Source organism: Metabacillus crassostreae (assembly GCF_016908395.1).
Lineage (GTDB): Bacteria > Bacillota > Bacilli > Bacillales > Bacillaceae > Metabacillus > Metabacillus crassostreae.
In genome coordinates this window covers 134380-153968 of sequence record NZ_JAFBDU010000006.1, presented here as the reverse complement: position 1 = coordinate 153968, position 19589 = coordinate 134380, and the positions used below count along the sequence as shown (strand labels likewise).

Genomic DNA, 19589 nt, shown 5'->3' with positions numbered 1-19589 from the left:
TTGGTGCATTGATTAGCAACAAGCTAACAAGGAGGTAATTTTTATGAAAAGAAGAATACTAGGTTTCGTCGCTGCTGCAGCAATTAGTGCTGGATTTGCGACAAGCGCCTCAGCACACGAGGTAGAGGTAAATGCAGGTGATACCCTTTGGACTATTGCAGAAAGAGAAAATGTCACAGTTGATTCTTTGATTGAGTTAAACAATTTATCAGGTGACCTAATTCGTCCAAATGATAAATTAATTGTACATCATACACATGTAGTAAAAGCAGGTGAGTCTCTTTGGGATATTGCAAAAGAATATAATGTTACTATAGATGAGCTACAAAATTGGAATAAATTAGATTCCGCGATTATTCAACCTGGTGAAGAACTAATCGTTCAAAATGCTAAAAATATAGATAGCTCGAAATCATCTTCAAAAAAACAAGTAGCAGATACAAAGGTAAAGCAGACCACAACATCACCAAAAGCTAACAGTAAAGAACTAACTGTCACAGCAACGGCCTATACAGCAAATTGTGAAGGATGTTCTGGGACAACTGCTACAGGTATCAATTTACATAAAAACCCGAGTGCAAAAGTAATTGCAGTTGATCCTTCCGTTATTCCACTTGGCTCAAAAGTTTATGTAGAAGGCTATGGTGAGGCAATTGCAGGAGATACAGGCGGTGCGATTAAAGGAAATAAAATTGATCTATTCATTCCTAGTAAATCTGCGGCATTGGATTGGGGTAGGAAAGAAGTTAGAATAAAAGTGTTGGAGTAGGTCGGAGTTCTGGATATGTTTAGTAACTAGTTAAACAATTGATATTTTAATAGATCGTGTGGGTCTTCATTATTGAATGTAGACCCTTTTTCGTGTTTATCTTGCTCTCTAAAGTGCTTTACCCACTTCATGAGAACCAACTCATTCCGGTTCTGCTGCTCCAATGTCCTTCATACGCTTTATGAGAACCAATTCATACTGGTTCTGCTTCTTCAATGTCCTTCATCAACCCTATGATCCCTTTACATTCTTAACCTCTTACACTAAAGGTTTCATTTTCCTTCCGCCAAAAAAGTCTCCATCATCTTGATGAAGACTTTCCCCAAAAATTATCTCTTGATAATCGGTACCCATATCTCAGATCGGTAATCTTCAGCGTTTGGATCACCATCTGGGTATACCTCTATTTCAGGAGCATTTCCATGCTCGTAGCCAGTTGATGGAAACCACTCTGAGAAGATTCTCTTCCATAATGTTTGTATCGAATGTGGCATTGGCCCAACTACTTCAAAAACCGCCCATGTAGATGCAGGTATGATTCTTTCTTCGCAATCTTGAATGATTTTTTCACTGTTCTTTTCTATTCCAATAAAATAAGTCATATTTTCTTGTTTGTGGTTATGATCTAAACAAATACCCATTAATCCCATTACACCAGCTTGAGCAGCTAACATTTTAGTCCATCCACTTTTATTTGACTGCTCCCAAAACAATGGAACTTCTTTGTTGTTTTGATCCATCGAAATTTCAATCCCCTTACCAACCACCTTAAATTCATCTTTTTGAATGATCTTGTAATTCATTTCTTGTTCTCCCTTTAATTGAATTTGAAAGGATAACTTTGGAAAGGCCTTTATATTTATGCCAGTTCTTCTTACTTCAACAGGGCTAATTCCATGTGCTTTACGAAATGCTTTTGAAAAAGATTCTGGACTTTCATAGCCATACTTTAAAGCAATATCTAGTACACGTGCTCTTGAGTGACTTAATTCTTGAGCAGCTAATGTCAATTTTCTCTTTCTAATATATTCTGCTACTGACACACCTGTTATCATTTGGAACATACGTTGAAAATGAAATTTTGACATACAAGGTACTTTAGCAATTTCTTCAATTTGAAGTGTAGAATCTAATTTCCCTTCAATATATTGAAGAGAATCATTCATTCTTTGCAACCCTTCCATAAGCTTCCACCTCCCATATATACAATATCAATCAATGAAAAGAATTCCCTGTCATTTTCTGCACAAGTGTGACAGGTTTATATAAATGAAAATATTCATTAAAATTCTCTTTTCGAAAGCGGCAAAAATAACTTTACTCCCCTTTTATTTACTGGTAAAAGCTTCAAATCAGCTATTAAATGACTGCTATATCCTAGTATGCAGGTCCAAAAAATTCCGTCTAGTTCATATGCATTTTCTAAATAAAAAGCTATGAAAGCAAAGTATAATAGTCCGAGAAGAGAATGCGTATAGCTTCTGTGAGAAACAACTGAAGCTATTAATATGTATATTCCAAGCAAACTCAACCATAATTCTTCTATTGAAGCCCCTGCTACTAAAACTCCAATTCCTGTAACAGTTAACATATGTCTTTGTTTAATCAATGTTGAAAGTACAAATAAACTAACACCAATGAGCACACTGATGATCTGCCCTTCTTTTGCCTCAAAAAGTAGTCCTTGAAAGATAAGAAAACACCCTATTAATTGGACAATGGTTCGAACAATTTTATGAGAAAACGTAATTTTGTTGCTTAACTTCCCGTCAATATCCATATCTGGTACAAGACCTGCCACACATCCAACTCCTATTAATATTGCTGCTTGTGTTGGATCTGTTACTAGTGATTGACTAACAACTAAGCCTCCTACACCACCTAAAATAGCATGTGTTGTTCCTTTCATTTTTTCACCTATTTCTATTTTTATATAAATTTAGATTTTAAGTATACACGATTAAAAGGGAGAAAAATGATGTGTTCTAGCAGTTTACGTCATATTTTTAATGATGATGGAGAATTCTATGTAGATATTCGGAAAATTGGCGAGAAATGTAGATAAATTTTATCTTTAGAGAGCAGGATATTGCAGCTTCTTTCTAAAAAACTATAGGTAGAGATTCGAAACGATAGAAAGGGTGTTTTAACTATGAGAGATGATTTAACATTACAACAAATTGCAGAAGGTATACCTAAATCAGTTTTAAATGCATCTGATAAAGATTTAGAAGGATTTCAACAGATAATTGAAGAAACAATAAAATTAAGAGAAGGTCATCGTAATTTACAAAAATTAGTAAAAGGATTTTCAACAAGTACCATTCAACGTTCTTAAATCTGTTTAAAAGTAAAGATGTCCTTGTATGCGCTCGAAAAGGACATTACAAGGACTTTTTTCTTTTGAAATTTCTAAGGGCAAAAGGAAGATATAATAGCAGAAACGTTGCTATTGCCACAAATTCTAGTGGAATTATATACCATGGCCACGGTCCAAAAAAATCGATCATTGTAGGATTAAGAGGTTTTCGTGAAATATACATGTAATTTCCACCAACCCAAAGATTAATCATAAAAATAAGAATGGCATAAGCGTTTAACCATAGAAATGCCTTCCAAATTGATTTAAATGTTGGAAGAAATCCATTTACAAAAACCATAAAGAGATTCGCAATAATTGTGAGTCCATGGGCGATAAAAAAGTGAACATAGCGGTAATGGGGAAATGTGTAGTGACTTATATCTGGTGTGACCATTGCTTGCAATGCACTACCAACTCCAGCAAAATATGTGAATTCAAATAAGGAATACCGTTTTGTTAGCAACATAATAGCTGATAGCAAAAGTGTAATACTACTCAAATGTAATGGAAGCGAATGTCTATAAGTCCAAGAATCATACCAATACAACCATATATGAAGGCTAACCTCCGAAATTAACATGATAATAAATATTAAAAGTCGCACAATAAAGTTATACCGTTCTTTTCTAAGTGTTTTTCTAAATAAAAATATACAAGCTCCTAAGATAATAAAAACAGATAAAGTAAGCAAATGCTCAAGAGAAAATAAAGTGAACTCATTATTACCTTGTGGCAAAAAAAGCTCTTCCATAAATGCCCCCCATAATTCGTGTAGTGCATACTCTTATTGTTTATTTATATATTGATATTTACAGAAACGAGAAATTGTAATGCACAATTACTTTTACACTGTCCCTTATAGTAACCTATTCAAGATCATTCTTCCCTAATCCTACCTTTTCATGATAAATAAAAGCCAGTCTCAAAACATAAGACTGGCTTTTCCAAACAATCAATTATTATCCATTAACCTCTGTACCTAGACTTGAAGCATTCAATCCCACACTTTCAAATGCTTTACCAATTTGCTCTTCTGCCTTTGTAAATGTCTCATTAGCAGCTTCTAGTGAAGGTGTGTCTTTTTTTAGCTCTTCAGCTTTTGTTTGGTAAGAACTTGTTAGATCCTTTAAAGCTGCTTCAAGGTCAGCTTTTTGATCTTTAAGTTGTTCAGGAATTTCTACCTTTTCTAATTCAGCAACTACAGCTGTAGCTGATGCCTCAGCACTTGTTTTCATTTCTGCTGTTGGCTCTTCTTCTGAAGCCTCATATGTATTTAGATCCCCATCTTGTGAATTAATTGCTTTTGAGACACTCATATAAAATTGCATCATTGCACTCTTTGCATTTTTTGCAGCATCCTCTGTTTCTGCTTTAGCTTCATCATTTGTTGATTCCTTTTCATCCTTTGTACCGTTACTCTCTTCTGAGCAAGCTGTTAAAGCAATAGATAATACCAAAGTGGAAATTAAAAACCAAATCTTTTTCATGTAATAACCCTCCGTTTTTCTTTTTGTTATGTATGTATGAAGACATTCATAATTTACAAAAAGAAACATTTATTGTAAATTTATAGAAATATCAATTCACCTATAGTATTATAGTTTTTCCTTTAAGGAATTTCAACTATTATTTTAGGAAAATTTAATAGGTTAATAGCATATAAGCTCTTTAACAGCATTACAGCAATTTAGCATCATAATATTTTTTATATCTTATCTTGGGAAGTCAATAAAGCAGTCGGATTTTTCAGATTATTATGATAGTTAGCTAAATAATCTTTACTACATGTATTAGTCGATTGCTGGTCACAAAAGGTTTCAAGTTTTTTAAAAAGTTTTTCAAGAAAAACATTATCATGTCATTTATCACATAAATTAATAAGAGATAGGAGTGACTAAAAAATGAAAATTGTCATTGCCCCTGACTCTTTCAAAGAAAGCTTAACTGCATTAGAAGTGGCTAGCTTAATTGAGAAGGGCTTTAAAGAAGTTCTTCCCGATGCAGAATACATTAAAATACCAATGGCTGACGGTGGTGAAGGAACTGTTCAATCAATTGTAGATGCATTACAGGGCAAGATTGTTGAATACCATGTTACAGGTCCATTAGGTATACAAGTGCCAGCGTTTTTTGGTTTATCCGGTGACGGTGAAACAGCAGTTGTCGAAATGGCTGCAGCTTCTGGTTTGCAACATGTTCCCCCTGAACGAAGAAACCCACTTTTAACAACCAGCTATGGAACAGGTGAGCTTATCTCTGCTGCCTTAGATTGTGGAGCAAAACACATTATACTTGGAATTGGTGGAAGTGCTACAAACGATGGTGGTGCTGGTATGATTCAAGCATTAGGAGGAAAACTCCTAAATTCTAAAGGCCAGCAAATCAAATTTGGTGGAGCTAGTTTACTTGATTTATCAATGATAGATTTAACAACGATCGACGAAAGAATACACAAAACTAAAATAGAAGTTGCTTGTGATGTAGATAATCCTCTGATTGGTCCATCAGGTGCTTCAGCAATCTTTGGTCCTCAAAAAGGAGCAACAAATGAAACAGTAAAGATTCTCGATAAAAATTTAGAACATTTTGCAGATCTTATTGAAACAACACTAAAATTAAAGTTAAGAAATAAACCTGGTGCAGGTGCTGCTGGAGGCCTTGGATTTGGAGTAATGGCAGCTTTTTCATCAGCTAAATTTAAAAGTGGTGTTGATATTGTTTTAGAGAAGGTTGATTTTGATAAACATGTTAAGAATGCAACATGTGTTATAACAGGTGAAGGAAGAATTGATTCTCAAACAATACACGGCAAAGCGCCAATTGGAGTGGCAAGAGCCGCTAAGAAATACAATATTCCTGTTATTGCTATTACAGGGGCATTATCAAATGAAAGTGAAGTAGTGAAGGATCATGGAATTGCTGCCCTATTTAGTATTGTTCCAGGTGCTATGACACTAGCTCAGGCTGTAGATCAAGCAGAAATATATACAACAATAACAGCAAAAAATATTGCTTCCATTATAAAGTTGGATCTTCTTAAATAAGGTTTTATAGACACGTAGATAAAAAAAAGGCTCAATTCCACTATTAAACTGGATTTGAGCCTTTAACTGTATATTTTTAGTTAGATGAACCAGTTTTCAAGAGAACCGCTTCTTCTTTTTTGATTGTTGCCTTTGCTTTTACATATCGCGCTGCTAAAATAACTCCGGCAACAACTAGTACTTCAAAACCGTACTTTACAAAGCTGTTTGCAAAGAATCCACTTAAGAAATGTTCTCCAACAATCATCTTAGATGCTGTCCATGCAAGTACAGCCGATCCAATTGTAACAATGATAGGGTAACGATCAATCCACTTAAGAATAAGCGTACTTCCCCACATTACAACTGGTACCGAAATTAATAAACCGATAACAACCAAAGTCATATTACCATGTGATGCACCTGCTACTGCTAGTACATTATCTAGTCCCATTAAAGCATCTGCTATAATAACAGTTCGAATCGCTGCCCAGAAGTTATCACCTGCTTTAACATCACCATGATCTGAATCATCAACAAGTAGCTTATAAGCGATAACAACTAATAAAAGACCACCGACTAAATGAAGACCTGGTATTTCTAACAGCCATACAACTGCTAATGTTGCAATAATACGTATAACGATTGCTCCGATTGATCCCCATAAGATTACTTTCTTTTGTTGATGCTTTGGCAAGTTTCTTGCAGCTAGTCCAATTAAGATTGCATTATCTCCTGCTAAAACTAAATCAATTACAACAATTGCCAAAAGCGCACTGAGAAATTCCATTTCCAAAATATTTGCCCCCTATAACCTATATCAAATTCTCAAAAATCCCACAAAAGAGACCTTTGCCATATAGGCAAAGGTCTCGCTGAGCACAAAATATGCCAACAAAGCCGATGAACTACTGTTCATGTGATGACGACGTTGTTTCAGGTTATTACCTGACGCTACTCCCCTTTACGTTGGAAGATACTTTAGGATTGTTTATGATGTTTTTTATTATACTGCAACAGCCTAGTATATGTCTATTATATCTAGCTAGTATATTTTCTTAGATTAAAAGATTTGCAGGGTCTTTTTAGGATCTTTGAATTTTTTAAATGTGCCGAGTTCGTTTCAATTCTCAAGACAAAAGAATTCACCTGTGGGAGCTTGACCGTCCTAACACCCATAGGTATCAAGTCTCTTCTGCTACATTCCACTTTGGAGCGAAGGATGAAATGATTTAAAAATTAGCCAACACCTTAGAATCTACAACAATATACAAAACACCCTAAAAAAATGTATTTTCAAAAAGGAAGTCTATTTAATCAGATTTAGTATTAAAATGAATATATAGGTATTTTATCATCGAATCTTAGTTTTATGATTTCCAATCATCTCTTTTAGCATAAAATAGAGAAATATGGTAAAATATCACTAAAATTATACTAAGTCATTCCACCAAAAGAAGGCCTAATTTATGAAGAAAAAGTTAACAATTCTCCAAAAGGGTAATGGAGTATCCCCATATATATGGGCATTTTTAAGCATTTTACCTTTTTATTTTATTTTCCAGTCCTCTTCTACGGCAGAAATTATTGTCGGAATTTTATTAACGATTGTATTTTTCATCACTTTTCGATATGCCTTTATTGCTAAGAAGTGGAGAGTTTATTTATTAGCATTCATTTTAATTAGTATTTCCTTTACATCAACCTATCTTTTTAATTATTTTTACTTTTCCTTTTATATTGCGTATTTTATTGGAAATATAAAGGAACGCATACCATTTATGACGATTTATATTGTGCATTTAGTTATTACAGCGATAGCAATAAATTTTAGTATTGTTTTACACGAGGATTTATTATTAAAACAATTACCTTTTGTTATTTTAAGCTCCCTTAGTGTTGTCTTGCTACCGTTTAGTGTTCATAGTCGTAAAGAACGTGATCAACTTCAGGAAAAGCTTGAGGACGCAAATAAAAGAATATCAGAATTAGTCATAAAAGAAGAAAGACAGCGAATAGCAAGAGATCTTCATGATACGTTAGGTCAAAAGCTGTCAATGATTGGTTTAAAAAGTGATTTGGCTAGAAAAATCATTCACAAAGATCCAGAGCAAGCAAAGAATGAAATGAAGGATGTGCAGCAAACTGCGAGAACTGCACTGAATGAAGTACGTAAGATTGTGTCGCAGATGCGAGGAATACGATTAAAAGATGAATTAATTCATGTAAAACAAATTTTAAATGCTGCCGAAATCAAATTAGTAATGGATGAACAAATATCATTAACAAATGTACCATTACTAAATGAAAATATTTTAAGTATGTGTTTAAAAGAAGCAGTTACAAATGTTGTCCGTCATAGTAAAGCATCAACTTGTTTTATTTCATTAGAACAAACTGAAAATGAAGTGAAAATGATCGTAAAGGATGACGGGGTTGGTTGTGAAGCTGTTGATTTTTCAAAGGGTAACGGACTTTCTGGAATGAGGGAACGTCTAGAATTTGTTAATGGAAGTTCTGAAATTATTACGGAAGATGGTACAAAGCTAGTCATAAAAGTACCTAATGTCGTAAAACAGATCGATTAGGAGGGGCTCTTATGATTAGAATTGTTATTGCGGAAGATCAACAAATGCTTTTAGGTGCATTAGGATCATTACTTAATTTAGAAGATGATATGGAAGTAGTCGGAAAAGCTAGTAACGGGAAAGAAGCACTAGCTCTTGTCACTCAGCATCAGCCTGATATTTGTATAATGGATATTGAAATGCCAGGTATGACTGGTCTAGAAGCAGCTGAGAAGCTCAAGGATATTGATTGTAAAGTTATTATTCTGACAACCTTCTCCAGGTCTGGATATTTTCAAAGAGCCTTAAAAGCAGGTGTAAAAGGCTATCTCTTAAAAGACAGTCCTAGCGACGAGTTAGCTAGCTCTATACGAGATATTATGGCAGGGAGACGTATTTATGCACCTGAATTAATGGATGATGTATATGGTGAAGAAAACCCATTAACAGATCGGGAAAAGGAAGTACTTGAACTTGTGGCAGATGGCTTAAATACGAAAGAGATCGCTGATCAGCTTAGCCTAAAAACTGGAACAGTTCGAAACTATATATCAACGATATTAGAAAAGCTAGATGTAAAGAATAGAATCGAAGCTATTACTCAATCAAAGGAAAAAGGTTGGTTTAAATAGAGCTAATCATGTGAAACGTAAAAATCGCAACGTGTATAAAACACGTCGCGATTTTTTTATGACTCACTCTTAGGTGTCTGATCACCTTTTAAAAGATTATAATCGGCAATAGGCATGGTAATAATTTTCCCACCGATTTGTACATGAACTGTATCTTGAAAAATTGCTTTTACAATACCTTTTAAAGAAATTGTTGAATTAACTGTAATATTATTATTGATTTTAGCTTCCATGTTATTACACACACCCTTCTACCAATATATTAGGCTTTATAGTTTTGCTGTGTATATGTGAAACACATAAAAAATAAGCAAGTCACCTAGAGCAAACACTAAACATAGACTGCAAATTTTACCTTATATTACATGTTTCACTAAATAAAATCAAAGTTCATTAGTGAAAATTATTATATTCAAAATTATAACTCTATAGACCAAAAAAGTCTCACTAAAACACTTTAAATTCAAATAAAAAAATCTGCAAATTTCTCCATTTTTCACCTTTTACCTTAAACCTTTAAAATAGGCTTATCTCTATGAAACATTAAGGATTATAAAACGTCAAATAAAGTAATACGGAATATTAAAATTGATTTCACTAAAAAATGATCAACGGTCTCTCCATCCGTAAAAATGGCTCTTCTATTCTATTGTAGCTTCTGTAGCTACTAGGGAGTTTAGCAATAAAAAATAATAAGGAGGTCCAGTTATGAAACACAAAAGCTTTATCATTAAACCAATCGCCCTAGCTTTAGGTTTTACATGTATGTTTGGAATAAATCAAGTAGAAGCATCAACACCTTATGAAATCAAACAAGGTGATACTCTATACAATATAGCTCAAGAAAATGATGTTACCGTTGCGCAGTTAAAACAGCTTAACAATCTAACTTCTTCGTTGATTTATTCCGGTCATACATTATCGATCCCCTCTACAATAACCATCATTCATGGAGATACTTTGTATAGCATTGCGAAAAAATACAACAGCACTGTTTCCCAGCTAAAGCATATCAATCAATTATCATCTAATATGATCTTTAAAGGGCAAAAGCTTATTATTCCAACAAATGTAACTGTAAAAAAAGGTGATACTCTATATAGTATAGCTAGAAATTATGGGTTATCAGTTTCAGAATTAAAATCACTAAACTATTTATCTTCAAATACCATTAAAGTTGGACAATTGCTTAATGTAGCAGCAAAAACTCGTGTCAATCATCATTTTGATGCTTCACACGTAGAATTATCTGTTAAGCTCAGCTCTGACTTTACTTTTGATGCAGAAGAACCTCGGAGATATCTACTCCAATATACGGATGAAGATGCCTATTTTTCTAGAGTAGAAGTGTTAGATTCTCAGACAAAATTACCTGAGATTAAAGAGAATTCAAAAGCATATTTAAAAGGAAATACAATAAAGGAAATTCCTATAAACAATGATTTCCCTGAATTTTACCGTAATGCTGCATTCTTTCTTCATGGTTACACAAATAAAACACAAACAGCTATTGTCGTTAAAAAGGTTGATGGTGTACTTATTCGATTTACCATTCATTATTTGAATAAAGAAGAATCAGAAGAAATAACTCCACAAATGATTGACATTCTTCAAACTATCAAAATAAAAAAATAAATACTTTTCAAAATAATGTTGACGTTTAAATAAAAGTATCATATTATTAATTTAAATAACTGAATCGGTCTCCTAAAGGGGAGTAGCTTTTACAACAGAGTCGTCACTACAGAGCTAATTGCTCTCGGCTTTGTTGGCAACGAAAGTTGTTAGCAAGACCTTTACTATTTGGTAAAGGTCTATTTTTTTAAAAAACCTTTACCTCATTGGTAAAGGTTTTTTCTTTGTTATTCACCTTTAACATTTGGAGAACGATTTAAAAAGGAGAATGATTATGTTTTCTAAAAAGACTGCAATGGTAGATTTAATAAAAAAGAATAAAGAAGAACTTCTTAAAGATAAACAGCAGCTGGAAAAAATCGAAAAACGTATTGATGAAAAATATAGTATTCAAAACAAATAATAAGGAGGAAATCAATGATGTTACTTAGAAAATACATGTCACTTTTAGGTATAGGTTCTGCGATCATTGACCTCATATTACCTAAAGATAGATATTGTAAAGGTGAACTTATTAGCGGCCATTTTTATATTAAAGGTGGAACAATTGAACAACAGCTTAGAAGAATAGATAGTGATCTTGTTTTAATCGATAAATCTACTAATGTTGAAAAAGTAATAGATAGCACAACAATTTTGTCTACAAAATTAATTAATGCTCAAGAAGCAAATAAAATATCATTCACTTTCAAACTACCAGAGGATATTCCACCATCATCTGATGATATATCCTACCGATTCAAAACTAGATTAACCTTTAATGAAGGTGTGGAAAGTAGAGATCAAGATATTATTCAAGTCGTTTAATCGGAGAAAATTGAAGGTAAAAGGCTATCAAATATCTCCCTAGATTACATCAAGCTATTGCTCTTCCATACAACTCTATACAATCATAAATGACTAGGGGTGATTAGATGTTTAAATATTTTAAGAGAATAAAGTTTATCTTTAAATTCTGGAAGTTCATCCCCTTTTTAAAGGATTTCTTTCTTACGAACGAAGTACAAGGTCATAAGAAACTACTTGGTGTTTTATTCATTATCACGTATGCCTTCTTTCCATTTGATATAATTCCAGACTTTTTAGCTTTGTTTGGAATTGTGGATGATATTGTTATTGCAACGTTTATTTTAGAAAGAATGATTAAGATGGCTCCAGATTCTCTGAAAGAAAAGCATGGACTTTATAAGGAGTAAATTAATGTTTTAACTTAAGTAATAGTCATGGAAAAAAGAGGTTAAACCTGTGCCGATTCTTGGCACCATGGATTAACCTCTTTTTTATAGTAATGATTATTTACAATAGTAAATATAAATTGTATGAAAAATTACCCAAATTAATTAACAGCTGTTTCCTGGTTGTTTACTTTTTTTCTTTTAATCATTATATAAAAAGCTGGAACAAATAATAATGTAAATATTGTTGAGAAAAAGATACCAGAAATTATTGAAATGGCTAGTGGCGTAAATAATACATCACCACTAAAAGCAATTGGAAGTAAAGCTCCCATTGATGTCACAGCTGTTAAGATAACAGGACGTAATCTCGCCTGACCTGATTCTATAACTGCATCTACCAAACTAGCTCCTTCTTGAATTCGCTGCTCCATAAATTCAATAAATACAGTAGCATTTCTTACAACAATACCTGCTAACGACACAATCCCCATCATAGCCATAAACCCTAAACCAGTTTGTGTAATGAAAAGACCGATTAAAGCTCCTGAAATCGCTAGGTATACTGAACTCATAATGAGTAATGGAAGTCGTAATGAGTTGAATTGAACAACCATTAACAGATAAATTAAGAAAATCACAATTATAAATAGCTTTCCGACTTCAACAAAGAAATCAGATCGAGCTGAGGACTCACCGCCCACAGAAACTGAAATTGAATCAGATGTATAGTTATCAGCGATTCCTTTAATTTCAGATTCTACTTCTGCTTTTTGTTCATCTTTTGGATATGTTCTTATGGTAACAGTTCGTTCCCCATTTATATGTGGAATCGACTGAATTTGCTCTCCTTCATTTACATTTATCAGATCTGACAAAGGAACTAGTAATGGTGGTCCCTCTTGATTAGCTGCTTTAGAAGGTAACTGGATTTCTTCTAAATTTATGCTCTCACCTTTTGCAACACCATCTAGTTTAATTGTGAAATCACGACTAGTTATCCCATTATCATAAGATCCCATTGGAATTCCATCTGTGATTAATCTTATTTGCTCACTAATTTCACTAGTGGTAATTGAATGTTTCTGAAGTTCTTCTCTAATTGGATTATAAGTAATTGTTGGACGTGATATCCCCACATCATCTAAAACAGCACCACTGCCTTCTAGATTACTTATCTCTCCTTTTATATCGTTTACAGCATTCATTAATTCATCTAATTTTTCTCCTTTAACAGTGACCGCAATCGGTGCTCCAACTGGAGGTCCAGCTTCGATTGTTGACATGGAAATTATTGCTTCAGAATAGATTTCTCTTAATTGATCCTGCCATTTGTCGATTGTTTCAGATGCAGTCTGAGATTCTCGGTCCACCCTAACCACCAATTGCCCTATGTTTTCTCCAGGATTTGAAACAACACTTCCAAACAACCCAGGTTCACTTGTACCAGCAAACATTGTCAATTCATAGATAGCAGGATCATTTTTTTGTAAATAAGAGCTCATTTCTTCTAAATATTCCTCTGTATTTAATAGTGTTTCCTCTGGTGGTAGTGTTACAGTGATGGTTACCTCTTCACGATCTGCACTAGGGAAAAAGACAACTGGAATAAATGGCACTAACCCATAAATAAGGGTACAAAATAGTAAGACACCCAAACCAATTCTCATCGGGAATTTCACTATTTTTTTCAATACTTTATGACTATACCAGTTTGCTAATGCTTCCAACGGTTTTCCTAGTAGTCCATCTTTTTGCGTAGCTTTTGGATTTTTTTCAAAGACCTTTTGTCTCCATACTAGAAAGATAGGTACTAGAGTTAAGGCAATAATTGTTGATCCAATTATTGTCGTGATCAAAACAGAAGGTAATGCTCTTATAAATGCTCCACTTGAACCACCTATAAATAGTAGAGGCAAAAAAGTGAATACAATAGCTAATGTTGACGTAATTATCGATACTCTTACTTCCTTGGCACCCTGTAAAGCTCCTTGTAATGGACTGTCACCTAAGCGATATCTTCTGCGGATATTATCATTAATAACAATAGCATCATCAACTAGGATACCAAGTGCAATGATCATACCGATAATCGATATTTGATTTAAATCCACCCCCATATAAGGAAGAGGAATCAATCCTAATGCAATTGAAGATGGAATCGCAATTGCTACTAATAAGCTTGAGTTGAAGTTTAACCCTAATAAAGTAACAAGCACAACAACTAGGATAGAGATGAAAAATGAAGTTCCTAAATCCTTAAAAATCTTCCCAACAATTGTGTCCTGTGTATAATACATATCTAAGGTAATATCTTGTGGTAAATCCTTACTAAGCTGCTTTACTTTTTTGTCAACTTGATCATGAAGAGAAGGAATATCTACTCCCTTTTCTTGAAAAATTGTCATAGAAATCGCTGGGGAATCATTATAATTAACAAGACTTGGCTTCTCTTTTGGAACCAATGTTAATTCTGCAAGATCACCAATAAAGACTGCTTCACCATTAACTTGTGTAACAAAGATTTTCTCAACTTGCTCAATATTTTCTATATGTTCTAGAGAAAGCTGCTTTTTCTCACTATCTATTTCTTGAGCACCTAGTGGTGTTATTTCAACCTCATTATTAATTGCATTAATAATATCAGGTAAAACAATTCCATACTCTTTCATTTTCTCTTGTTGTAGAGTTAGTAAATATTCATCCTCACTAATTCCCTTAAATCCTACTTTTCGTACACCGGCTATTTTTTCCAGTTCCTTCTGCCAAGTCATCATCATTTCTCTTTGACTTTGTAATAATTCCCGTTCATCACTTAGCAAATGATATGAAGACAAAGCGCCTGTTTGAATATCTGAATTTACTGTTGAATTCAGTACATTTTCTGGAAAAGCTTTACTCGTGTCTGAAACAGCTTGACGTACTTCTTGGAACACTTTATCTCTATCTTCGTTATCTGCTACTTCTAGAACAATATTTGAAATACCCGCTCCAGAAACCGAGGTGATTTTTTCAATGCCTTTAATAGACTCAAGCTCTCCTTCTAAAGGATTTGTTATCGTTCTTTCAACCATTTCAGGTTCTGCTCCAGGATAAATCGTTGTTACAGTCCCAACATTAACCGAGATTTCTGGAATTTCCCGCTTAGAAAGCTGCAAAGCTGTTAAGCCACCAACAATAACTAATAATACTAAAAATGTTAATGTGACTTTTGGTCTTTTTATTAACAAATCAAACATATTATGATTCCCTCCGTTTTTTAAACATATTAATGTATTCAATAAATCAAATGTTTTTTCATTGCAAAAATGCTCTAATGTTTCAAATAAATACTAGATAACTGCTTATATACTAGTAAATCACTCATTATATGAGCTTCTAAAAGACACATTAGAAATTCAACTTCGTTTTGGCGAATTTATCAGCGATTTTGGAAAATTATCAGCGATTATTCGGATTTATCAGCGATTCTAGAAATTTATCAGCGATTATTCGGGTTTATCAGCGACCAGACAATTTTCGACAAAATCTTCGAGCTAACACTTTAAAATAAAAAACAAAATGACCAGTGGGTACTCAATAAACAATCAAAGGATCAATTTAACTAAACTTTATACTAAAAAACAAATGACCAGTGAGTACTAAACGAGCATGAGGAATCTCCTCAATACAAATCACCCTTTTTTACAGCCATGTATAAATAAATCAACAACGAACAATACAGTTTGAAGTAACATTGCATAATCATAATCTTTATTAAAAAAAATATCTCTTTTATAATTTTCAAGTATACCAATAAATGCTTTTGCATGTTCATTCGGATTTTCGATTTGTTCTTCTTTCATAATAGACACAACATATTTATGATAGTTATCAAGAAAGTTATGTAAACATTGAATCATTTTTGGGTCATTGTTATAAGCTTGAAGATATTTATTAGGTGTATGTCTGTCATTATAAAAAACAGCTAATTGTCTCTCGGCAATACAAATTAATTTTTCTTTAAAGGTAGTAAATTTATTTACTTCATTTTCAAGCATCACTAGATATTGGCGAAATCCTTGTTCATGTGTTTCAATATACAGTTCATCCTTAGAGGAGAAATATAAATAGATTGTTCCTTTTGATACTCCAGCTTGTTCAGCAATTTCCAGCATTTTCGTATCATAATAACCTTTTTTACCGAAGATTTGTTTTGCAGCTTTAAGTATTTTCACTTTTTGATCTTCTCCTCTTGTCAACGCAATCCTCCTCTTCTAAGAAATTTATTCTCTGATATTGTAAATATAGAACTGATTTTTTCTAACGTCAAATTTTAATGTGCTTTTTTAAGAGTCAAAAAGCCACTTTCTGAATCATACATACGTAAGTGGCTTCTCATCTTTAGTTTATGCTCTTTTCTGAAAGATCGTTGCTAATTGATACCTTTATCTGTTAGATCCAGTGGATTATCGCATAAAAGGCGCGATTTGTAGATGAATGGATGCCACTAGACTTCTACAGAGTTATTTTCATTAGAATTGTAAAAGCAACAAAGTTTACGAAAATAGCCTAGGTTTATGTCTTAATCAATAATTGATCACCACGATGGTATACTCGATTTGTTTGCGCAAGATGTACAGTATTTCTACCACTATGCTTAGATTTATATAATGCTTTATCTGCATAACTCAATAAGTCTTCTATTACAATATCTTTATTAGCATGTGTAACACCAAAGCTTGCCGTGATGGGGATTTTTTTATTTTCTCGTTCAAATGGTGTATTCTCGATACTTCGTCGAATTGCTTCTGCATATTCACCAGCTTCGTGAAGTGTAGTTGAAGGTAAACAAATAACGAATTCCTCACCACCATAACGGCCAAACAGGTCACTTGGCTGCAAAAACCTTTGACAAATCGATACTACGTGACAAATAGCTTCATCACCCATTCGATGACCATATTTATCGTTTATAGCTTTGAAATGATCAATATCAAAAATTATTAGGGAGCTAGAAATTCCTTCTTTATGCATTTCCTTTATGATCGTATCACTACGGTCAATAAAAGTTTTACGATTTAAAATACCCGTTAAACCATCTGTATAGGCAAGTCGCTCTAACTTTTGATAAAGCTGTCTTTGTTCGGTAATATCAGCGATAACAATTGTACTTCCAACAATAAAGCCTGATTTTTTCTTAACAGGTGTTGAACGAATTTGATAATAGGAATTTAAGCCTGACCATTCTAGTTCAAATTCTTCCTTATGGTTTAGATGATCAATTGATGGGAACAAAAATGTATTCAACTCATTTTCCTGCCATAAAGAATGAATGTTTTCCCCGATCTTTTTATCATTTAATTTGTCACCTATTATTTTCTTTGCTGCATCATTAAAGTCGACAATACGCTGACTAGGATCTAAAACTAGTACACCGTCTCTCATGCTATCAAAAATAAGTCCTCTAGCAATTGGAGCTAATTCAAGTATATTGGTAGACATAAATGCCCATATATACAAGAAAGAGGTTACGCTCATCACAATCGGCACAGGATCCATGCCATATGGAGTATATCCTAATAAATAAAGAAATGATGAGATCATTGGTAGATAAAGTCCTAAAAGTAATACAAAAATTTGCTTCCAATACGTTGATTTTGTTTGTTTCCAATAACTTAGTAACAAAACTCCACCTGCTAGTAAACAGCCAAATGTATAGCTACCATGAACGATATACCATGGTCCGATAACAAAATCAATCATCGGTATTACATCATTTCTTAAGTAAACAGTTTGGTAAAACTGATGATGAAGATGGTTAGTTAAAACCAGCATTGTTGTAATAATTGGTATAAGAAGTAGAAAAAAACGATTTCTGGTTGTTAAATACTTATCTTTTCTTATATATTGTAAAACCAGCATTAAACTCAAAGGAGCTATATAAGGCAATCCCAGATATTGAAAATAAGTCCACAAAACAATCATATCTAATGATTGACTCGAAAGTTCAAATGCATGTCCAAAAGTGTATATAGAAGAAAAAAACGATATAAAAATAAATGTTTGACTACCTAAAAAGCTTCTGCGCTTTGCATATGCATAAATACCTATGAAAATATTTAAAACACCTGCAACAGACATTAAAACAATATAAATAAAGATATCTGAGGGCATTTTTTATCATAACTCCACTATTTATTTGTTTTTACGATTTTTATTATACTGACTTAAAGTATAAAAGGGAAAGAAACAGACTTTGACTTTGCATTCTATAAAAATCCTACTATCATTTACCTAGTTAAATATTACCATATAAACCTGTAATATGGAGATAATTTTCTATTTAAAATGTGCTTAATAGAACATTAACTTTACACCTTACCTTTTCATTGGAAGTTCAAGTTTTATGAATACTTTTGCTTCTATTTTCCAATCATAAATAAGTTATAGAATCTGACCAAAAATAAAAGCCACAAATCATATGAAAGATTTGTGGCTTTTTCTAATTTATTTTGCAAATGCTTCTGTTAATACAGGAACAATTTGTTTTTTACGAGATACTACACCTTTAAGTACTGCTTCGTTTTTATCAAGTGAAACATTGAAAGCTTGTTCAACTTTAGCTGTTGCATTTCCAATTGCTACAGCAACAGAGTCATTTGTTAAGATATCAGTAATCACGAATAAAAATAAATCTAATTGTTTTTCTTCTACCACTTTAGCAAGTGTTGCTTCAATTTCAGCTTTATGTTTAAGTACATCATTGGTATCAACTGCATTTACTTGAGCGATTTCTACTTTACTAGATCCCATTTGGAATTCTTTTGCATCAAGTGAAATTAATTGTTCTACTGATTTATCACTTAAATCTGCTCCAGCTTTAAGCATATCTAAACCATAAACCTGTGCATCAACTCCAGCAATTTCAGCCAATTCTTTAGCTGCATCAATATCTTCTTGAGTACATGTTGGAGATTTGAATAATAATGAATCAGAAATGATTGCTGATAGCATTAAACCAGCTGTTTCTTTTTCAATTTGCACTCCATTTTCTTTATACATTTTGTTAAGGATAGTTGCTGTACAACCAACTGGTTCAGCTCGATAATACAAAGGATCACTTGTTTCAAAATTTGCAATTCGGTGATGATCAATTACTTCAAGTACACGTACTTCAGTAATATCATCAGCACTTTGTTGGCGTTCGTTATGATCCACCAAAATTACACTACTCGCTTCACTTGCTACTTTTTCTACAAGACGTGGTGCATCTTTCTTAAAGTAATCAAGGGCGAACTGAGTCTCACCGCTAATCTCACCTAAACGAATAGGTTCAGCATTCTGACCAATTTTATTTTTTAATTCAGCATAGGCAATCGCAGAACAGATTGTATCTGTATCAGGATTTTTATGACCAAAAACAAGTACTTTTTCCATAACTATC

General features: G+C 33.1%; 19 protein-coding genes. 9 read left to right on the top strand and 10 right to left on the bottom strand.

The window, feature by feature from the left end; genetic code table 11:
* The first annotated feature begins 43 nt into the window (after positions 1 to 43).
* Complete coding sequence (locus tag JOC75_RS17280) at positions 44 to 769, top strand: 3D domain-containing protein (RefSeq protein WP_204955231.1); 726 nt, start codon at positions 44 to 46, stop codon at positions 767 to 769.
* A gap of 329 nt (positions 770 to 1098) precedes the next feature.
* Here JOC75_RS17280 and JOC75_RS17275 read toward each other — a convergent pair whose 3' ends face one another.
* Both JOC75_RS17275 and JOC75_RS17270 read right to left on the bottom strand, forming a co-directional pair.
* Positions 1099 to 1953: an AraC family transcriptional regulator gene (locus JOC75_RS17275; RefSeq protein WP_204955230.1), complete on the bottom strand. Its 855-nt coding sequence runs from the start codon at positions 1951 to 1953 to the stop codon at positions 1099 to 1101.
* Between the two features lie 98 nt (positions 1954 to 2051).
* Positions 2052 to 2678 (bottom strand): metal-dependent hydrolase, encoded by a 627-nt coding sequence (locus JOC75_RS17270; protein WP_204955229.1) that lies wholly within the window; start codon positions 2676 to 2678, stop codon positions 2052 to 2054.
* Between the two features lie 243 nt (positions 2679 to 2921).
* Between JOC75_RS17270 and JOC75_RS17265 the strand changes: the two genes are divergently transcribed.
* On the top strand, positions 2922 to 3107 hold the full coding sequence (locus JOC75_RS17265) for a hypothetical protein (RefSeq protein ID WP_204955228.1): 186 nt from the start codon (positions 2922 to 2924) through the stop codon (positions 3105 to 3107).
* A gap of 46 nt (positions 3108 to 3153) precedes the next feature.
* Here JOC75_RS17265 and JOC75_RS17260 read toward each other — a convergent pair whose 3' ends face one another.
* Both JOC75_RS17260 and JOC75_RS17255 read right to left on the bottom strand, forming a co-directional pair.
* Positions 3154 to 3882, bottom strand: a complete 729-nt coding sequence (locus tag JOC75_RS17260; protein ID WP_204955227.1) for a YwaF family protein — start codon at positions 3880 to 3882, stop codon at positions 3154 to 3156.
* Positions 3883 to 4090: 208 nt separating this feature from the next.
* The gene (locus tag JOC75_RS17255) at positions 4091 to 4618 is read right to left on the bottom strand and encodes a hypothetical protein (RefSeq protein WP_204955226.1); all 528 of its coding nucleotides are present in this window, start codon (positions 4616 to 4618) and stop codon (positions 4091 to 4093) included.
* A gap of 414 nt (positions 4619 to 5032) precedes the next feature.
* Here JOC75_RS17255 and JOC75_RS17250 point away from each other — a divergent pair, with 414 nt between their 5' ends.
* Positions 5033 to 6175 (top strand): glycerate kinase, encoded by a 1143-nt coding sequence (locus tag JOC75_RS17250; RefSeq protein WP_204955225.1) that lies wholly within the window; start codon positions 5033 to 5035, stop codon positions 6173 to 6175.
* 76 nt (positions 6176 to 6251) lie between these two features.
* Here JOC75_RS17250 and JOC75_RS17245 read toward each other — a convergent pair whose 3' ends face one another.
* Positions 6252 to 6944, bottom strand: coding sequence for a TerC family protein (locus tag JOC75_RS17245; RefSeq protein WP_204955344.1), 693 nt, complete (start codon positions 6942 to 6944; stop codon positions 6252 to 6254).
* Positions 6945 to 7623: 679 nt separating this feature from the next.
* Here JOC75_RS17245 and JOC75_RS17240 point away from each other — a divergent pair.
* Together JOC75_RS17240 and JOC75_RS17235 are read left to right on the top strand one after the other, a co-directional pair.
* Positions 7624 to 8742, top strand: coding sequence for a sensor histidine kinase (locus JOC75_RS17240; protein ID WP_204955224.1), 1119 nt, complete (start codon positions 7624 to 7626; stop codon positions 8740 to 8742).
* An 11-nt stretch (positions 8743 to 8753) separates the two neighbouring features.
* Positions 8754 to 9353, top strand: coding sequence for a response regulator transcription factor (locus JOC75_RS17235; protein ID WP_204955223.1), 600 nt, complete (start codon positions 8754 to 8756; stop codon positions 9351 to 9353).
* A 56-nt stretch (positions 9354 to 9409) separates the two neighbouring features.
* Here JOC75_RS17235 and JOC75_RS17230 read toward each other — a convergent pair whose 3' ends face one another.
* On the bottom strand, positions 9410 to 9586 hold the full coding sequence (locus JOC75_RS17230; RefSeq protein ID WP_204955222.1) for a hypothetical protein: 177 nt from the start codon (positions 9584 to 9586) through the stop codon (positions 9410 to 9412).
* Between the two features lie 475 nt (positions 9587 to 10061).
* On the opposite strand from JOC75_RS17230, the gene JOC75_RS17225 reads away from it, so the two are divergent.
* The 4 genes from JOC75_RS17225 to JOC75_RS17210 all read left to right on the top strand — a co-directional run bounded on the left by JOC75_RS17225 (position 10062) and on the right by JOC75_RS17210 (position 12184).
* Positions 10062 to 10988 (top strand): LysM peptidoglycan-binding domain-containing protein, encoded by a 927-nt coding sequence (locus tag JOC75_RS17225; RefSeq protein ID WP_204955221.1) that lies wholly within the window; start codon positions 10062 to 10064, stop codon positions 10986 to 10988.
* 274 nt (positions 10989 to 11262) lie between these two features.
* The gene (locus JOC75_RS17220; protein WP_146948295.1) at positions 11263 to 11391 is read left to right on the top strand and encodes an FbpB family small basic protein; all 129 of its coding nucleotides are present in this window, start codon (positions 11263 to 11265) and stop codon (positions 11389 to 11391) included.
* 14 nt (positions 11392 to 11405) lie between these two features.
* A complete protein-coding gene (locus JOC75_RS17215) occupies positions 11406 to 11795 on the top strand; it encodes a sporulation protein (protein WP_239589545.1) in 390 nt (129 codons plus the stop codon).
* Positions 11796 to 11902: 107 nt separating this feature from the next.
* Entirely contained in the window at positions 11903 to 12184 is a 282-nt protein-coding gene (locus tag JOC75_RS17210; protein ID WP_204955220.1) for a YkvA family protein, read from the top strand.
* Between the two features lie 140 nt (positions 12185 to 12324).
* Here the strand turns inward: JOC75_RS17210 and JOC75_RS17205 are convergent, their stop codons facing one another.
* The 4 genes from JOC75_RS17205 to JOC75_RS17190 form a co-directional block, all read right to left on the bottom strand.
* Entirely contained in the window at positions 12325 to 15402 is a 3078-nt protein-coding gene (locus JOC75_RS17205; protein ID WP_204955219.1) for an efflux RND transporter permease subunit, read from the bottom strand.
* A 435-nt stretch (positions 15403 to 15837) separates the two neighbouring features.
* Positions 15838 to 16404: a TetR/AcrR family transcriptional regulator gene (locus JOC75_RS17200; RefSeq protein ID WP_204955218.1), complete on the bottom strand. Its 567-nt coding sequence runs from the start codon at positions 16402 to 16404 to the stop codon at positions 15838 to 15840.
* 316 nt (positions 16405 to 16720) lie between these two features.
* Positions 16721 to 18319 carry a histidine kinase N-terminal 7TM domain-containing diguanylate cyclase gene (locus JOC75_RS17195; protein ID WP_204955217.1) on the bottom strand — a complete coding sequence of 533 codons (1599 nt, stop codon included), beginning with the start codon at positions 18317 to 18319 and terminating at the stop codon, positions 16721 to 16723.
* A 333-nt stretch (positions 18320 to 18652) separates the two neighbouring features.
* Positions 18653 to 19582 carry a manganese-dependent inorganic pyrophosphatase gene (locus JOC75_RS17190; RefSeq protein WP_204955216.1) on the bottom strand — a complete coding sequence of 310 codons (930 nt, stop codon included), beginning with the start codon at positions 19580 to 19582 and terminating at the stop codon, positions 18653 to 18655.
* Between the last annotated feature and the right edge of the window lie 7 nt (positions 19583 to 19589).

What these genes read in the sequence shown, in the direction of transcription:
- JOC75_RS17280 (WP_204955231.1), top strand. Translation starts at nt 44, where the DNA reads ATGAAAAGAAGAATACTAGGTTTCGTCGCTGCTGCAGCAATTAGTGCT.
- JOC75_RS17275 (WP_204955230.1), bottom strand. Translation starts at nt 1,953, where the DNA reads ATGGAAGGGTTGCAAAGAATGAATGATTCTCTTCAATATATTGAAGGG.
- JOC75_RS17270 (WP_204955229.1), bottom strand. Translation starts at nt 2,678, where the DNA reads ATGAAAGGAACAACACATGCTATTTTAGGTGGTGTAGGAGGCTTAGTT.
- JOC75_RS17265 (WP_204955228.1), top strand. Translation starts at nt 2,922, where the DNA reads ATGAGAGATGATTTAACATTACAACAAATTGCAGAAGGTATACCTAAA.
- JOC75_RS17260 (WP_204955227.1), bottom strand. Translation starts at nt 3,882, where the DNA reads ATGGAAGAGCTTTTTTTGCCACAAGGTAATAATGAGTTCACTTTATTT.
- JOC75_RS17255 (WP_204955226.1), bottom strand. Translation starts at nt 4,618, where the DNA reads ATGAAAAAGATTTGGTTTTTAATTTCCACTTTGGTATTATCTATTGCT.
- JOC75_RS17250 (WP_204955225.1), top strand. Translation starts at nt 5,033, where the DNA reads ATGAAAATTGTCATTGCCCCTGACTCTTTCAAAGAAAGCTTAACTGCA.
- JOC75_RS17245 (WP_204955344.1), bottom strand. Translation starts at nt 6,944, where the DNA reads ATGGAATTTCTCAGTGCGCTTTTGGCAATTGTTGTAATTGATTTAGTT.
- JOC75_RS17240 (WP_204955224.1), top strand. Translation starts at nt 7,624, where the DNA reads ATGAAGAAAAAGTTAACAATTCTCCAAAAGGGTAATGGAGTATCCCCA.
- JOC75_RS17235 (WP_204955223.1), top strand. Translation starts at nt 8,754, where the DNA reads ATGATTAGAATTGTTATTGCGGAAGATCAACAAATGCTTTTAGGTGCA.
- JOC75_RS17230 (WP_204955222.1), bottom strand. Translation starts at nt 9,586, where the DNA reads ATGGAAGCTAAAATCAATAATAATATTACAGTTAATTCAACAATTTCT.
- JOC75_RS17225 (WP_204955221.1), top strand. Translation starts at nt 10,062, where the DNA reads ATGAAACACAAAAGCTTTATCATTAAACCAATCGCCCTAGCTTTAGGT.
- JOC75_RS17220 (WP_146948295.1), top strand. Translation starts at nt 11,263, where the DNA reads ATGTTTTCTAAAAAGACTGCAATGGTAGATTTAATAAAAAAGAATAAA.
- JOC75_RS17215 (WP_239589545.1), top strand. Translation starts at nt 11,406, where the DNA reads ATGATGTTACTTAGAAAATACATGTCACTTTTAGGTATAGGTTCTGCG.
- JOC75_RS17210 (WP_204955220.1), top strand. Translation starts at nt 11,903, where the DNA reads ATGTTTAAATATTTTAAGAGAATAAAGTTTATCTTTAAATTCTGGAAG.
- JOC75_RS17205 (WP_204955219.1), bottom strand. Translation starts at nt 15,402, where the DNA reads ATGTTTGATTTGTTAATAAAAAGACCAAAAGTCACATTAACATTTTTA.
- JOC75_RS17195 (WP_204955217.1), bottom strand. Translation starts at nt 18,319, where the DNA reads ATGCCCTCAGATATCTTTATTTATATTGTTTTAATGTCTGTTGCAGGT.
- JOC75_RS17190 (WP_204955216.1), bottom strand. Translation starts at nt 19,582, where the DNA reads ATGGAAAAAGTACTTGTTTTTGGTCATAAAAATCCTGATACAGATACA.